Annotated in this window: 15 protein-coding genes and 1 pseudogene; 7 read left to right on the forward strand and 9 right to left on the reverse strand. The window is 71.6% G+C overall.

Annotated elements, in window-relative coordinates; all coding sequences use genetic code 11:
- Nucleotides 1-161 precede the first annotated feature (161 nt).
- On the forward strand, nucleotides 162-791 hold the full coding sequence (locus VHD82_RS01420) for a TetR/AcrR family transcriptional regulator (RefSeq protein ID WP_325696087.1): 630 nt from the start codon (nucleotides 162-164) through the stop codon (nucleotides 789-791).
- Here VHD82_RS01420 and VHD82_RS01425 read toward each other — a convergent pair.
- Entirely contained in the window at nucleotides 782-1,348 is a 567-nt protein-coding gene (locus VHD82_RS01425; RefSeq protein ID WP_325696089.1) for a hypothetical protein, read from the reverse strand. The two genes, VHD82_RS01420 and VHD82_RS01425, sit on opposite strands and share 10 nt — an antisense overlap.
- Before the next feature lie 89 nt (nucleotides 1,349-1,437).
- On the opposite strand from VHD82_RS01425, the gene VHD82_RS01430 reads away from it, so the two are divergent.
- Both VHD82_RS01430 and VHD82_RS01435 read left to right on the forward strand, forming a co-directional pair.
- On the forward strand, nucleotides 1,438-1,779 hold the full coding sequence (locus tag VHD82_RS01430; RefSeq protein ID WP_325696091.1) for a metalloregulator ArsR/SmtB family transcription factor: 342 nt from the start codon (nucleotides 1,438-1,440) through the stop codon (nucleotides 1,777-1,779).
- Complete coding sequence (locus VHD82_RS01435) at nucleotides 1,776-2,285, forward strand: SRPBCC family protein (RefSeq protein ID WP_325696093.1); 510 nt, start codon at nucleotides 1,776-1,778, stop codon at nucleotides 2,283-2,285. The genes VHD82_RS01430 and VHD82_RS01435 overlap by 4 nt, the downstream gene beginning before the upstream one ends.
- Before the next feature lie 3 nt (nucleotides 2,286-2,288).
- Here VHD82_RS01435 and VHD82_RS01440 read toward each other — a convergent pair whose 3' ends face one another.
- From VHD82_RS01440 to VHD82_RS01460, 5 genes are all read right to left on the reverse strand, one after another.
- On the reverse strand, nucleotides 2,289-2,915 hold the full coding sequence (locus VHD82_RS01440; RefSeq protein ID WP_325696095.1) for a TIGR03085 family metal-binding protein: 627 nt from the start codon (nucleotides 2,913-2,915) through the stop codon (nucleotides 2,289-2,291).
- A gap of 26 nt (nucleotides 2,916-2,941) precedes the next feature.
- Nucleotides 2,942-4,009: an NADH:flavin oxidoreductase/NADH oxidase gene (locus tag VHD82_RS01445; protein WP_325696097.1), complete on the reverse strand. Its 1,068-nt coding sequence runs from the start codon at nucleotides 4,007-4,009 to the stop codon at nucleotides 2,942-2,944.
- Nucleotides 4,006-4,182, reverse strand: coding sequence for a hypothetical protein (locus VHD82_RS01450; protein WP_325696098.1), 177 nt, complete (start codon nucleotides 4,180-4,182; stop codon nucleotides 4,006-4,008). The genes VHD82_RS01445 and VHD82_RS01450 overlap by 4 nt, the downstream gene beginning before the upstream one ends.
- A complete protein-coding gene (locus tag VHD82_RS01455; protein ID WP_325696100.1) occupies nucleotides 4,179-4,688 on the reverse strand; it encodes a hypothetical protein in 510 nt (169 codons plus the stop codon). The genes VHD82_RS01450 and VHD82_RS01455 overlap by 4 nt, the downstream gene beginning before the upstream one ends.
- Before the next feature lie 258 nt (nucleotides 4,689-4,946).
- Nucleotides 4,947-5,321 (reverse strand): helix-turn-helix domain-containing protein, encoded by a 375-nt coding sequence (locus tag VHD82_RS01460; RefSeq protein WP_325696102.1) that lies wholly within the window; start codon nucleotides 5,319-5,321, stop codon nucleotides 4,947-4,949.
- Between the two features lie 48 nt (nucleotides 5,322-5,369).
- Between VHD82_RS01460 and VHD82_RS01465 the strand changes: the two genes are divergently transcribed.
- Nucleotides 5,370-6,296, forward strand: coding sequence for an NADP-dependent oxidoreductase (locus VHD82_RS01465; protein WP_325696104.1), 927 nt, complete (start codon nucleotides 5,370-5,372; stop codon nucleotides 6,294-6,296).
- A gap of 409 nt (nucleotides 6,297-6,705) precedes the next feature.
- Nucleotides 6,706-7,017, forward strand: a pseudogene (locus VHD82_RS36690) (transferase); the annotation flags it as partial.
- A gap of 148 nt (nucleotides 7,018-7,165) precedes the next feature.
- Here VHD82_RS36690 and VHD82_RS01470 read toward each other — a convergent pair.
- Together VHD82_RS01470 and lanKC are read right to left on the reverse strand one after the other, a co-directional pair.
- A complete protein-coding gene (locus VHD82_RS01470; protein WP_325696106.1) occupies nucleotides 7,166-8,062 on the reverse strand; it encodes a hypothetical protein in 897 nt (298 codons plus the stop codon).
- 243 nt (nucleotides 8,063-8,305) lie between these two features.
- Nucleotides 8,306-10,741: a class III lanthionine synthetase LanKC gene (gene lanKC, locus VHD82_RS01475; protein ID WP_325696108.1), complete on the reverse strand. Its 2,436-nt coding sequence runs from the start codon at nucleotides 10,739-10,741 to the stop codon at nucleotides 8,306-8,308.
- Nucleotides 10,742-11,004: 263 nt separating this feature from the next.
- Between lanKC and VHD82_RS01480 the strand changes: the two genes are divergently transcribed.
- Both VHD82_RS01480 and VHD82_RS01485 read left to right on the forward strand, forming a co-directional pair.
- The gene (locus VHD82_RS01480) at nucleotides 11,005-11,901 is read left to right on the forward strand and encodes a carbon-nitrogen hydrolase family protein (protein WP_325696110.1); all 897 of its coding nucleotides are present in this window, start codon (nucleotides 11,005-11,007) and stop codon (nucleotides 11,899-11,901) included.
- An 85-nt stretch (nucleotides 11,902-11,986) separates the two neighbouring features.
- Complete coding sequence (locus VHD82_RS01485) at nucleotides 11,987-12,991, forward strand: glycoside hydrolase family 172 protein (RefSeq protein ID WP_325696112.1); 1,005 nt, start codon at nucleotides 11,987-11,989, stop codon at nucleotides 12,989-12,991.
- Nucleotides 12,992-12,997: 6 nt separating this feature from the next.
- Here the strand turns inward: VHD82_RS01485 and VHD82_RS01490 are convergent, their stop codons facing one another.
- A complete protein-coding gene (locus tag VHD82_RS01490; RefSeq protein ID WP_325696114.1) occupies nucleotides 12,998-13,933 on the reverse strand; it encodes a helix-turn-helix domain-containing protein in 936 nt (311 codons plus the stop codon).
- Between the last annotated feature and the right edge of the window lie 62 nt (nucleotides 13,934-13,995).

Genomic DNA, 13,995 nt, shown 5'->3' on the forward strand with positions numbered 1-13,995 from the left:
AAGGCGGATACGGTCCACAGCCGACATGGTGGTAGAGACCCATTTCCGCCGTGGCTGTGGCCGGCTTGGCAGCGAACGGCACAGTAGCATCCTGCTCGACACCGTGTCGAGTGCATCGACGCAGCGTTGATCAGCGCGGGTGACGACGCTAGGGTGCCGGTATGACCACCGAGACCGTGGGCGCGCGCAGGCGTGGCCGCAGCACCCGCCCCACCGGTGACGACCGCGAGCAGGCGATCCTGGCCACCGCGGAGAAACTCCTGGAAACGCGGCCGCTGCGCGAGATCTCGATCGACGATCTGGCCCGCGGCGCCGGCATCTCGCGGCCGACGTTCTACTTCTACTTCCGCTCCAAGGACGCCGTGCTGCTCGCCTTGCTGGAGCGCGTGGCCGGGGAGGCGGACAGCCGTTCGCTCGAAGTGATGGCGCGGCCGCCCGCCGACCCGGCCGAAGCGTGGCGGGCGTGCATCAACGTTTTCTACGAGACCTTCCGCTCACACCGCGCGGTCACCCTCGCCAGCGCGAGCGCGCGGGCGACCGACGGCGAAGTGGCGCGGCTGTGGTCCTCGGTGATGAACCGCTGGGTGGACCGGATCACCACGGTGATCGAGGCCGAGCGCGCCCGCGGCGCCGCCCCGGCCGGACGGCCGGCACGCGAGCTGGCGGTGGCGCTGAACCTGATGAACGAACGGATGCTGCACGCGACCTTCGCCGGGGAAAGCCCGACGGTGGCCGAGTCCGACGTGGTCGATGTGCTGCTGGAGATCTGGCTGGCCGCGATCTACCGCTGACCGGCGAGGGCCGGCTCTTCGCACGGCGCGAACCGCCCGCTCGCGACCCGGGCGACGGCCAGGGTCAGCACCCCATTCCGCCATTCCGGCCGCACGTGGTCGCGTGTCTCCAGCAGGTCGTCCGCGCCCGGGGCCGCGGCGCCGCCCGCCACGACGACCCGCTCGATCGCCGACCGGGCGAGCAGCTCGCCGAACAGGACCGTGCCGGTCAGCTCCGCCGCACCCGGAAAAGCCACGGCTCGCCCGCCGAGGCGCGCGGCGTGCTCGGCCACCGCTTCGGACGCCGCCTCGCACAGCTCCGGGCGGCCCGAACAGCCGGAACCCGATGCGACACCGGCGTTTCCGGTCTCGGCGAGCCGGGTGAGCTCGTTCCACAGCCCGTCGAATCCCGGCGGCACCCACAGCGAAACCGCGAGGTGCGGGCCGCCGGTGCGGACCCGGTGCGTGCAGGCCACCGCCGCGCCGGGCAGTCTCAGCCGCGCCGCCAGATCGTGGACCAGATGGTCCGCCTCGGCGAGTGTGCGGGTCCCGGTGTCGATGCCGAACAGTCGTGCCACACCCCCAGCGTCGCTTTTCCCGGCGAAGACGACGTGAACGGCGATGGTGCGCCAAGCGGCCGGGAAATGTCGGGTAGACATGTGACCAAATGGTCACCTATCCTGAGCGGGTGACCGACGACGATCGGGTGTTCAAGGCACTGGCCGACCCGACCCGCCGTTACCTGCTCGACCTGCTGTTCGCGCGTGACGGCCGCACGCTGAGCGAGCTGGAGTCCGAGCTGGCGATGACGCGGTTCGGCGTGATGAAGCACCTGAAAGTGCTCGAAGACGCCGACCTCGTGGTCACCCGCAGATCCGGCCGGGAAAAGCTGCACTTCCTCAACCCGGTCCCGATCCGCACGATCCACGACCGGTGGATCGACAAGTACACCGGGCGCCGGGCGTCGGCGCTCACCGAGCTCAAAGCGGAACTGGAGCAGGAACCATGACCAGCAGCCAGGCGACCACCCAGGTCTACCGGATCTACATCAAGGCCACCCCGGAGCGGATCTGGGAGGCGATCACCAAGCCCGAATGGACCGACCGCTACGGCTATGGCGGGCGCACCGACTACGACCTCACCCCCGGCGCGAAGTTCGGCACGAAGCCCAGCGAAGCCATGATCAAGGGCGCCGCGGCAGGCGGGGTGGACCTGCCCGAGGTCATCATCGACGGCGAGGTGCTGGAAGCCGATCCCCCGCGCAAACTCGTGCTGACCTGGCGGATGCTGATGGATCCCGAGATGGCGGCCGAGGACTTCACCCGGCTCACCTACGAGATCGAGCCATCCGCGGGCGGGGCGAGACTGACCGTCATCCACGAACTCGAGAACGCGCCGCGCACGGCCACGATGGTCAGCGGGGTGCACGAGGCCGAGGGCGCCGGCGGTGGCTGGGCCTGGATCCTCAGCGACCTCAAGTCCTTGCTGGAGACCGGAAAGGTCCTCGCGGAGTAGGGCTCACAGGCCGCGGCTGAGCGCCGCCAGCTTGGCCACGTCGTCCGGGTCGCCTTCGAACTCGGCCCGGACGGCGTTGCGGCCGAAGGTGAACAGCAGCAGTTCCACCGGCGCGCCCACGACGGTGACGGCGGGGTTGCCCGCCTTCGCCGTCACTTCCTCGCCCGTGTCGGTGCGCAGCACCACGCCGGCCGGCGAGCGGCGCAAGCTCAGCTTGGCCATCGCCTTCACCGACCGCCACGCCGTGGCGTCCCGGGCCGGGTCGCTCCGGCGCGGCTCCCAGTTCGGCTGGCCGCGGCGCACATCTTCGTGGTGCACAAGGAATTCCGCGCCGTTGGCGAGCTCGTCGAGCGGGCCGACGCGGGTGGGCCAGTACCAGGCCGGCCCGGAGCGGACCTGTGCGACGAGTTCAGCCCACGGCTTGGCGGCGTACCCGTCCTGCACCTTCTTCGTGTACGAGGCGAGCGCGGGCACGACGATTCCCGCCGCCGCGTCCGGCCGGTGCTCGCGCAGCACGAGATGCGCGGCCAGGTCCCGCGTGCGCCAGCCTTCACACAGAGTCGGCTGATCCGGGCCCAGTTCGTCGAGCAGTGCGCTCAGTGCCTGGCGTTCGTCCGCGGCTACACCCATGCCCGCGACAGTACCCGTCAGTACGATCAAGGCCAGTTCTTGGCGCGGGCGTACTGATCGGGCCACCGCGCCTCGTCGCCCAGCTCGTGCGCCGCGCGCAGCGGCCAGTGCGGGTCACGCAGCAGCGCCCGGCCGACGAACACCGCGTCCGCCGCGCCCGAGGCCAGGATTTCCTCCGCCTGGCGCGGTTCGGTGATCATGCCGACCGCGGCGGCCGGGACACCCGTCTCGCCGCGGATCCGTTCCGCGAACGGCACCTGGTAGCCCGGGCCGACCGGGATCGACGGCCGGGGGTGGTTGCCGCCGGTGGACGTGTCGATCAGGTCGACGCCGCCCTCGCCGAGCAGCTTGACCAGACGCACGGAGTCGTCGGCGCTCCAGCCGTCCTCGGCCCAGTCGGTCGCCGAAAGCCGGACGAACAGCGGGACTTCGGGACCGGTCTCGGCGCGCACCGCGTCGACGATTTCCAGCGGCAGCCGGACCCGGCCCTCGAACCCGCCGCCGTAGCGGTCGGTGCGGTGGTTGGACAGCGGCGAGTAGAACTGGTGCACCAGGTACCCGTGCGCGAAATGCAGTTCCAGCACGTCGAACCCCGCGCTCACGGCGCGCCGGGCCGCCGCCGCGAACACGCCCGGCACTTCGGCGACCTCGTCCGCGGACAACGCACGCGGCGTCGCGTACTCGCCGAACGGCTCCGCCGAGGGACCGACTGCCGTCCAGCCACCCTCGGCGGCCGGAATCGTCCCGCCCCCGTCCCAGGGGCGGTGCGTCGACCCCTTCCGGCCGGCATGCCCGAGCTGCATGCCCGCCACCGCGCCCTGGCCGTGCAGGAAATCCGTGATCCGGCGCCACGCCGCGACCTGCTCGTCGTTCCAGATCCCGGTGTCCTGCGGGCTGATCCGCCCCGCCGGGGTCACCGCGGTGGCCTCGGTCATGACCAGCCCGGCGCCACCCGCCGCGAACTGGCCGAGGTGCACCAGATGCCAGTCCCCCGGCACCCCGTCCCCGGCCGAGTACTGGCACATCGGCGAAACCCAGATCCGGTTCGGGATCGTCACGTCATGGCTGCGATAAGGCTCGAACAGTCGGCTCACGTCACCGTGCAACGGCCGGGGCCGGGATGGTCTTCCCGGTTGTGATCTTCTCCATCGGCGTCGATCATCTCCGACTCGTACGCCTGAAGTCCGCCGCCCGCACTGAGGGCAGCGGTCAGCCGGTCGGCGTCGCGCAGCGCGGTACCGGCACCGGCCACGGCCGCCGGGCTCATCGCGTGAATCGCCTCGCCGGGCCGGGTGACCCGTGTGGAGTACGAACACCGAGGCCGGATCCACCTCGGCGAACCATCCGTGGCGACCGCAGGCACGAGCAGGCCAGTAGTCCGCGACGGGCACCAGCCGCAAGCCGGGAACGAGGCGGGCGGCGGCCTGCTCCTGTGGCTCGGGGAACTGCACGGGCGACTCCGGCGAACGTCCCGTCCTGGCCGCCGGTCGCCGTGAAGATGCCGGACAGGTGCTCGTCGAACAGCCGTATCGTCCGCGCGGTCAGCGGAATCGTGCCGTAGAGCTGGCGCACCACGGATTTCACGCCGTCGGCGAAGTACCCCGTCACCCGGCCCACCGAGTCGGTCTCGTACTTCTCGAACCGCGCGACGTCCTCGGCCCCGGCGAGCAGAATCTGCCTGAGCACCAACAGGTCCACAGCGGAATGCTCCGGTTCGGCCCCGCCGGGCTCGCCCTGGGTCAGCATTTCGCCGAGCTGGTCGTCCAGCAGCACGAAACGCGGATCCGGGACACCGGCGGTGGCCGGGAACAGCTCGAACGACGGCGTGGGCAGCAGCAGCCGCCGGAGCGCGTCGCGCGCGCCTGGGCGTCCAGGTGCAGGCGGTAGCCCTGGCGGCGGCTGGTGAGCGCCTCGTCCCGTTCGAAGACGGATCCGGGTGCGGCGTGAAACGCGGGACGCCGTCCGGGCCATCCCATCCCGGATTGTGTCTTCGCGCGTCCCCGGCGCGAAATACAGCAGCGGACGGCGGCCTCAGTCGCCAGGGGCGACAGGATTCGCGCCGAGCGCATCGAGCACCGCGTCGCCGTTTTCCCTCGCCCATTCGGTGAGCATGTGGATCGGATCTATCAGCGTCGCCCCGAGTGGCGTGAGTTCGTACTCGACGCGGGGCGGCACCTCGGCGTAGGCGTGGCGGCGGATGAGCCCGTGCGCCTGGAGCCGCCGGAGGGTCTGGGTGAGCACCTTGCGGGAGATGCCGCCGATCAGCTCGATCAGCTCGCCATGGCGCACCGGGCCCTGGCTGAGGCCGTAGAGCACGACCGCCGTCCACTTGTCGGCGATGAGTTCGACCGTCAGCCGCGCCGGGCAGTCGGCGAGAAAAGGGTCACCGGGAACGGAACCGCGCACGCACCCAAGGTACCTGGCGGTACCTGTCGGATACCTAGCCTCGGAGTCATGCGAATCATCACCCAGCGGACGCTCGGCGGTCCCGAAGTGCTCACCGTCGTGCACGCGCCCGCTCCCCGGCCCCTGCCGACCGAGGTTCTCGTCCGGGTCAAGGCGATCGGGCTGAACCCGCTGGAAGCGCGCCTGCGCGCCGGCGAGTTCCCGCTCATCGGCCGTCCGCCGTTCATCCTCGGCTGGGACATCAGCGGAGTGGTCGAAGCGGCACAGACCTCGCGGTTCAAGCCCGGGGACGAGGTGTTCGGGATGCCGCTGTTTCCCCGGGCGGCCAACGCATATGCCGAACTCGTGTCCGCTCCGGCGTTGCACCTGGCGCGCAAGCCGGCGTCGCTCTCGCACGTCGAGGCGTCGGCGCTGCCGGTCGTCGGGCTGACGGCGTGGCAGGGCCTCATCGACCTGGGCGAAGTGAGCGAGGGCGACCGCGTCCTGGTCCACGGCGGGGGTGGCGGTGTCGGCCACGTCGCGATCCAGCTGGCGAAAGCACTCGGCGCGCACGTGATCGCGACCGCGAGCGGCGGCAAGCGGGAGTTCGCCGAGGGGCTCGGCGCCGACGAGGTGATCGACTACACGACCGCCGACTTCACCGAGGCGGTCCGTGACATCGACGTCGTGCTCGACACGATCGGCGGGGACGCCGTCGAGCGGTCGCTGGCAGTGCTCCGCCCAGGCGGTCACCTGGTGACGGCGGTCGCCGACGAGGAAACGGAACTCGCCGCCAAGTACGAGGCGGCAGGCATGCGCTTCAGCGGCATCGCCGTGGACCCCGATCCGGTCGCCCTGCGAGGGCTGGCCGGGCTCGCCGGGCAAGGCAGGCTCCGGGTCCACGTGCAGGAGACGTTCCCGTTCGAGCGCGTCGCCGACGCGCACCGGCTGCTCGACGGTGGTCACCTCCGGGGCAAGCTCGTCCTCACCGTCTGACCGGTATCGCGGCACGTCATGGCGGCCGCGAGATGCCGGCCGCGGAACTGGTCCGGACCACTGCAACCCGAATAGACCAGGCACGATTTCGACGACACCCGCCGTTATGTCGACGCCGCCGGGCTCGGTGACAAAGAGCGGAGACGCGTTTCCGAGGACAATGCCCGACGCGTCTGCGGCCGTCTTTCCCGGCAACTGGACCAAGGAGAACGACACTGATTTCCCCCGGCTGGCAACGAAATCCGGCCGCTGCCCAGGCGCCAGGCCTAGTCGATTCCGTGCGGGGCCTGGCGGTTTCGCTGCTCAGCGACGACATGGCACGAAACAGCGGGACCGGTGGAATTCGCCCCCAACCACGACGGTTCGCCGCTGGTCGGCACAGCGGTGACAGTGCGTACGCGCGGGTGACAACCTGGCGATCTACCGCGCTTTCGCGGTCTGCCGCTCCGGCGACGTGCTCGTCGTCGACGGCGGCGGCGCGCTCGACCACGCCCTGATGGGCGACGTCATGACGCGCTACGCGGAAGGCGCCGGCCTCGCGGGCGTGGTGCTCGACGGCGCGATCCGCGACCTGGCGGAGATCCGCGAGCGGAGCTTCCCCGTGTTCGCGCGCGGGGTGACGCATCCTGGGCCGCACAAGAACAGGCCGGGCGAGATCACCGTGCCGGTGTCGGTGGGCGGGATGGTCGTCTCCCGCGGCAATCTGGTGGTCGGCGACGACGACGGCGTGCTGGCGATTCCCCCGGCCGAAGCCCCGGGCGTGATCGCCGGGGCGCGGGCCCTGGCGGAAAAGGAGGCCGCGGCGCTCGCCGCTGTCGCCGAAGGTCGGTACGACCTGTCCCATGGCCGGCTAAGGCAGGGAAAGCGCTTCACGGCAGGCAGGGCTGGGCCTGTTCCCGCACGTGCGAGGAGGCGGCGAGCGCCAGCGCGAGCAGCACAGCCACCAGTTCGTGCTCCTCGCGGGCCTGTTCGTCCAGCTCTGCCCGCAGCCGCGCGAAGTCGCCGATACCCGCGAAGCGCACCACGCGGGTGGCGACCACCGTGGCCCGCTCGACCTCGTCCACCTCCAGCTGCGGGTCGTCGGCGTCGCTGAGCAGGCGCGCGCCGCGGCGGAGGCTCACCACCACCCGCTCGTCGCCCGCCCGGACCTCCCCCAGCAGCGCGGCGAGCACCGCGACCGCGCAGCGGCGGGAATGCTCGCCGGGCAGTTCGCGGCTGACGTGCCGGGCGAGGTCGAAAGCCAGCCGCAGCGCGGAAAAGCCCACGTCACGCCAGCCCAGCGCGAGCAGTCCGGTGAGCGGTCCGGTCAGCCCTGGGCAGCCCGCGGTCTCGGCCGCGTCGATGACCAGGCCGCGCGCGATCAGGTAGTGCGAGGGCAGGATCCCGTCCGGCAGCGCTTCGGCGATCGTGGTGAGCAATGCCAGGGAGAACTCGGACTGCTCCGGCCACGGCCACGAAAGCACCTCGCCGACGAACCGGGCCAGCGTGGCGGGGCTGCGGCGCTGCGCGTAGTCGAGGAAGTACTCGATGCCGATCAGCCATTCGCTGTTGTCGCCCCGCCACAACCGTTCGACCATTCCGGCCGCGCTGTCCTCGGGCACCACCGTGACCAGCAGCCGCGCCCAGATCTCGAGCAACTCGCCCCGGTACGGGCTTTCCCGCAGCAGCGCGGCGAACCGGGCGGGCTCCGCGGCGCGGACGGCGGTGGTGCACCGGTCCGCCGTACGGGCTACTTCGAGCACCGCCGCCGCGTCTCGCTCAGACATCAGTTCCCCTTCAGCAGGTGTTTCGGTGCACCCGGACTGAAATATAGATCTCAATATCGAGTTCCGGTACCCGCCGTCCGGGGGCGTTCCGCAGGCGGTAGCCGCAACCGGGCGCGGCAGGACCTGCACAGATACCCTGGGTATCACTCCGGGCCGCCGGTGCGCCATTCGTGGGGCACCGGCGGGCCTTCATCCACAATGGACCGCGCGCGGTCCGGCCCAGCAGTGTCCTTTGTCGACAACTCAAGGCTCGGGTGCCGCGACACGTCCGCGCAGGAACGGCAGCACCGCCTCGCCGGTACGAGCCGCGTGCAGCGCGAGCAAAACGCCCGCGCTGCCGGTGGCCAGGTCCGTCGACAGCCGGAGCAGGTGGTCGCCCGGAAAGGCCGTACCGCCATGGAAAGCCGTGGCATGCCAGGCCAGCCGGGACAGCTGCCGTCCGGTGGCGGGATCGTCGGCGGCCGCCAGCGCGAGAATCAGTCCGGCCCGGCCCGTCATCAGTCCGGAGTGGACGGTGAACTCGATGCGGCAGGCCCGCAGCAGCAACGGAAGTGCCGCCACACTCGGCGCATCCGGGTCGTGTGCGGCCAGTTCGGTGACGGCGAGCGCGATCCCGGCCGAGCCGGTGCCGGCATAGGGCACCGCGCGGGACGCGTCGTCGCGGACCTGCAGCGACGCGCCCGCGGCGGGGACGCAGGTGTTGAGGTCCCGCCCGATGGCGCGGTCGGCCTCGGCGAGCCAGCGTTCGTCCCCGGTGTGCTCGAACAGCCGGATGAACAACAGCGCGGGCCCGGACCAGCCCTGCAACAGCCCACCGGGTGCCCGGCCCGCGGGCGTCGCGGCCAGTCGCTCCCCGATTTCCGTTGCCTGGCCGAGGAACTCCGGCACTGCCAGCAGGCCGAGCCCGACGCCGGCGAGCCCGTTCTCCAGGCCGTGGCCGGTGACCTGATCGACCGGGCCCGCGGCCAGTTCGGCGGCGCGCTGGTGGTAGCCGAACTCCGCGAGCACCGCGGCCACCCCGTGCCTGCCGTGCCAGAAACCCGGACGGGACAACGGGTTCCGCGCCAGCGCGTCGAGCAGCCACCGTTCGTAGCGGGGGAACCGGCCCGCGCCCGCGGCCTTGAGCGCATACAGCACGCCCGCGGCGCCGTGCGCGAAGCCGACTCCGCCGCCCGGGCCGAACTGCGCGATGTCGCCGGGGAACAGCCTGTCCGGCCGGTCCGGGGTGGCGGCGGCCAGGATGCCGGCGACGATCGGCCGTGGCCGCACCGCGACCTCCGGCTCTTCCCGTCGCGCGGCCGCACGCGGGCGCGACGAGAGTTCGGCCAGGATGCCGTCGCCGAAACCCTCCGGGACCGGGAATCGCCGCGTGACGAACCGGACCCAGCCGGGCACCTTGCCCGGGTCCAGCTCCAGCATCGCCGTGAGCGGGAGGAACAGCCACAGCTTCAGCACAGCCAGCGCGTGGTCGTCGATGGCGAAACCGCGGCGCCCCACCGGTGCGCCGAACCCGGGCTGGTCCTCGGACCGCACGTCGGACGCGGCCTCGAAGTCGATCAGCGAGACTCGGCCGTCGTCGTCGACGAGGATGCCGGCCGGGTGCAGGCCGGCGAGCACCACGCCCCGCCGGTGCACCTGCTCGACGATCCCGCTGATCCGGCCGAGGATCGCGAGCGCGTCCCTGGTGTAGGCAGCGACCGCGCTTGGTGGCGCGGCGGTACCCGCCGGCGGGTACCGCGACGCCAGCCAGTCCGTCAGCGGACGGCCGGGCAGTTCCCGCGTGGCCAGGAAGTGGTGCTCCCACAAAGCGAACAGCTCGTACGCCTCGGGCACCCCGGCGATCCCGGTGAGCCTGCCGAGGATTTCGTGCTCCCGGTGCAGCCTGCCGACCGCGTCCGTGCCGTCTCCGTCCAGCCCGGCGTGCGGCCGCGCCTCCTTGAGCACGGCGTTCCTGCCGTCGTCGGCCCGGGTGGCGAGGTAGACCCCGCCGCCGTTGGAATAGCGCAGGGCTTTGCGCATCGTGTAAGGGAATTCGCCGTTGCCGTCGTGGGCGGCGAGCGCCGGGGCCAGGCAGTCGGGCACGGAAACCCAATCGGGCAGCGAAAACCGGGGCTCGCGGCGATCCGGGACGAGAGTGCCGTCGGGGCGTTCGATGGCCGGCACCTGCTCCTCGCCGGTCTCCGGCCACCGCTCCGCGAACGCGCCGTAGCGGACGTAGAGCGGGCCGCCGCCGTAGCGCAGATCGCCGAGTACGTAGGGCCCTTCCTCGCCCGCCAGCTCGCCGGCGAGCCCGGACAGCACCGCCGCGAACTCGTCCTCATCGACGGGATAGAGGGTCACGAACCTGCCACTGCCCGCCCGCGGCGCGTACTTGGCGTTCGCGCACAGCAGCAGCCGCCGGGACCGCAGATGCTCGAACGCGATCCGCCGCCGCAGGCAGTAGGCGTGCACCGTTTCCAGTACCCGCTCGGCGTTGTCGAGGGTGGCGGAGACGTGGATCTTCCAGCCCTGCGCGGGCAGCCGGACGCCGTCCGGGCGCAGCGAGCGCCACGGCCCGCTGTCGCGTTCGGTCCAGCCTTCCGGTGCGGCGGGGACTTCGTAAGGCTCCCCCGCGCCGCCGTCCGGCTTGTCGTAGAACAGCGGGTCGGCCGCGCAAAAAGCGAAGTAAAGCGTGTCCACCCAGCCCCCTTGCCGTTCGCTCCTCGGCCCAGACCGTACGATATTGTTGAACGATCCTGCAAGTCAGTCGTTCACTGACGTTGGCGGACCGGTCGGGTTCACGGCGTTTCCGGCCGGGAATCCCGGCGAAAGCGCCGGTCGAGCGCCCGCCCGCCGGAGAAGGCTCGGCGTAACCCGGCGATAACGGCCGGGCAATCGCGGCACCACGAGCGGCGCACATCGTCGCGGGCGGCCTGTTTTTCCGCCGATTCCGGGAGGTACTGATGCCCACCGTCACGATCGCGACCGTCGCCCTCAAAGGAACCCACGACCTCGAACTGAGCGTGAAGAACCACCTGAGCCTGCTGGAGGACGCGGCCGCGCAGGGCGCCGACCTGGTGGTGTTCCCCGAGGTCAGCCTGCAGGGCTACCCGTCGAGCAGCCTCACCGCCATCGACCCCGCGAACATCGCCGAGTCCTGGCGCACGGCCGAAGCGGTACCGGACGGCCCGAACGTCCGCGCCGTGCTGGACCGCGCCGCCGAACTCGGGGTGCACGTGATCTTCGGGGTGACCGAGCTGGGCGACGCCACCGGCGCCGTCTACAACACCGCGGTGCTCGGCGGCCCGGACGGCTTCATCGGCAAGTACCGCAAGGTGCACGTCGCCATCACCGAGCAGGTCACCTGGCGGCGCGGCGACGACTGGCCGGTGTTCGACACCGCGCTCGGCCGGATCGGGATGCTGATCTGCTACGACAAGATGTGGCCCGAGTCGGCCCGCGAGCTGACCCTGCGCGGCGCGGACATCCTGGTGATGCCGACGGCCTGGCCGATGGTGTTCGGCGAGCAGGACGCGGAGACCAACCCGTTCGCCGAGCTGTACCGGCTCTACGACCGGGCGCGCGCCGCGGAGAACTCGCGCTGGTTCGTGTCGTCCAACTACGGCGGGGAACTCGGCGGCGCCGAGTTCGTCGGACTGAGCCAGATCGTCGACCCCGGCGGCACCATCGTGGCCACCACCGGGGAACGAACCCCGGGCATGGCGATCGCGACCGTCGACGTCAAGGGCGGGATCGCGGCCGCCAACGCCGGGCTCTTCGGCGCCCGGCTGATCCGCGACCGCAGGCCCGAAACCTACCGCGCCGTGGCGGGCACCCTGCCTCCCGCCATCGACGCCTGACCGTCCGAAAAGGACATTCGCCCGCGGCGTGGCGGAACCCGCCGCGCTGCGGGCAAGGCGCGCGCGGGGCGATAATCGCGGCATCATGACTGAGATCTGGCGACTGCGCGACGGCGTGACCCGGTCGATCAGCGCGGAGAACTTCACCGGCGCCAAGGGCGCGGGCGGGATGGCCACCGAAGGCACCGGCGCCTGGGCGGCGCGGGAACTCGGCCAGGGCTGGAAGGTCTCGCCGTCGATCCTGCTGCCCGACGGCCGGACCGCCACCCTGGCCGACATCGCAGGCCCCGGGATCGTCGAGCACATCTGGCTGACCACCGACCGCGGCAGGCTGCGCGACCTGACCCTGCGGATGTACTGGGACGACGAGGAAAACCCGTCGGTGGACACCCCGCTGGGCGACTTCTTCTGCAACGGCTGCGGCGAACTCGCCCTCGTCGACTCCGACATGATCGTGGTCGCCCCCGCGGGCGGGCTGAACAGCTACTGGCCGCTGCCCTTCCGCGGCCGGGCCCGGATCACGCTGGAGAACCACAGCGGCGCCGACGTCCCGGTGTACTACCAGGTCACCTACCGGCTGCGGGACGTCCCGGCCGACGCCGCGTACCTGCACGCCGCCTGGCGCCGGGCGAACCCGCTGGGAAATCCGGCGGTCCACACCATCCTCGACGGCGTGCGCGGCCGCGGCAGCTACGTGGGCACGTACCTGACGATCCAGCCGAACGCGCCCGGCTGGTGGGGCGAGGGCGAAATCAAGTTCTACCTCGACGGCGACGGGGAGTTCCCGACGATCTGCGGCACCGGCACCGAGGACTACTTCGGCGGCGCCTGGAATTTCGACCTCGGCGGCCGGTACGGCACCTGCAACACGCGCTACACCGGCCTGGCGCAGGTGCTGCCGGCGAACCAGATCTACCAGCCGGGCCAGCGTTTCGGCCTCTACCGCTGGCATCTGCGCGATGCGATCTCCTTCGCCGGGGACCTGCGGGTGACGATCCAGGCGCTGGGCTGGCAGGACGACGGCCGCTACCTGCCGCTGGTCCACGCCGACGTGTCCAGCACCGCGTTCTGGTACCAGGCAAGGGATTGAGCCCGTTCAGCGGAGCAGTTCGCGCCGGTACTGCGCGGGTGTCCGGCCGGTCGCCCGCTTGAACGTCTCGCCGAAATGCGAGGCGCCGCGGAAACCCCAGCGGGCCGCTATCGCGGAGACGGGCAGGTGCCGCAGCAGCGGGTCGGCCAGGTCGGTGCGGCAGTGTTCCAGCCGCCGGCCGCGGATCCAGGCCGAGACCGTGCTGCCGGTGCCTTCGAACAGGATGTGCAGCGCCCGCACGGAAATCCCGGTGGCCGTGGCGATCGTGCCCGGGGACAGCTCCTCGTCGCCCAGGTTCGCTTCGATGTGCCCGCGCACCCGCTCCAGCACGAGCCCGCGCCGGTCGGCCGGCACACCCAGTGAGGTCCGCAGCATCGCGGCGACCACCTCCATCACGCCGCGCACCGCGCCGCGGCCGTGCGGGCCCAGCGACTCCAGATTCCGGTTCAGGCTCAGCAGCATCTCCCACACCGCCGACGTCATCCCCGGCTCGCAGGCGAAGGCGCGCGCGGTGACCCCGGTGAGCGGATCACCGGCGCCGAGCATGGACACCGGGAACCGCACGCACGTGGAGCGATAACCGTCGCCGACCGTCAGCGCGGCGGGTTTCGACGAGTCGTAGAGGGCGAACGAACCCGGTTCCAGCAACGCCACCCGCCCGTCTTGGGCCATCCGCAGCTCTCCGGCGAGCTGCAGGGTGAGCACGCAGAAACCGCTTTCCCCGGCCGCGATCGCGGCTTCGTCGCGGTACGCCGCATGTCTGTCGGACGCCAGGTCGATGAAGCTGACTCCGGCCAGCGACCGGGTGCGCACCACCCCGGCGAACGTGCGCGGGCGGTCGCAGTCGAACCGGAACCCGAACATGGCACGCCGAACGGCCTCGGCCCACCCGCCGAAGGTCACCCTCGGCCCGTCGGGCCACAGCTGTCCCGGCGACGTCATCGTCCGCTCCACGGGTTCGCGCCTGTGCGATCGACGGCGTCCAGAGTCCCACACGCTGCGCG

Origin of the sequence: Amycolatopsis sp. (assembly GCF_035546795.1) — a bacterium.
GTDB lineage: Bacteria > Actinomycetota > Actinomycetes > Mycobacteriales > Pseudonocardiaceae > Amycolatopsis_E.

What these genes read in the sequence shown, in the direction of transcription:
- VHD82_RS01485 (WP_325696112.1), top strand. Translation starts at nt 11,987, where the DNA reads ATGACTGAGATCTGGCGACTGCGCGACGGCGTGACCCGGTCGATCAGC.
- VHD82_RS01465 (WP_325696104.1), top strand. Translation starts at nt 5,370, where the DNA reads ATGCGAATCATCACCCAGCGGACGCTCGGCGGTCCCGAAGTGCTCACC.
- VHD82_RS01480 (WP_325696110.1), top strand. Translation starts at nt 11,005, where the DNA reads ATGCCCACCGTCACGATCGCGACCGTCGCCCTCAAAGGAACCCACGAC.
- VHD82_RS01430 (WP_325696091.1), top strand. Translation starts at nt 1,438, where the DNA reads ATGGTCACCTATCCTGAGCGGGTGACCGACGACGATCGGGTGTTCAAG.
- VHD82_RS01420 (WP_325696087.1), top strand. Translation starts at nt 162, where the DNA reads ATGACCACCGAGACCGTGGGCGCGCGCAGGCGTGGCCGCAGCACCCGC.
- VHD82_RS01440 (WP_325696095.1), bottom strand. Translation starts at nt 2,915, where the DNA reads ATGGGTGTAGCCGCGGACGAACGCCAGGCACTGAGCGCACTGCTCGAC.
- VHD82_RS01490 (WP_325696114.1), bottom strand. Translation starts at nt 13,933, where the DNA reads ATGACGTCGCCGGGACAGCTGTGGCCCGACGGGCCGAGGGTGACCTTC.
- VHD82_RS01450 (WP_325696098.1), bottom strand. Translation starts at nt 4,182, where the DNA reads ATGAGCCCGGCGGCCGTGGCCGGTGCCGGTACCGCGCTGCGCGACGCC.
- VHD82_RS01470 (WP_325696106.1), bottom strand. Translation starts at nt 8,062, where the DNA reads ATGTCTGAGCGAGACGCGGCGGCGGTGCTCGAAGTAGCCCGTACGGCG.
- VHD82_RS01435 (WP_325696093.1), top strand. Translation starts at nt 1,776, where the DNA reads ATGACCAGCAGCCAGGCGACCACCCAGGTCTACCGGATCTACATCAAG.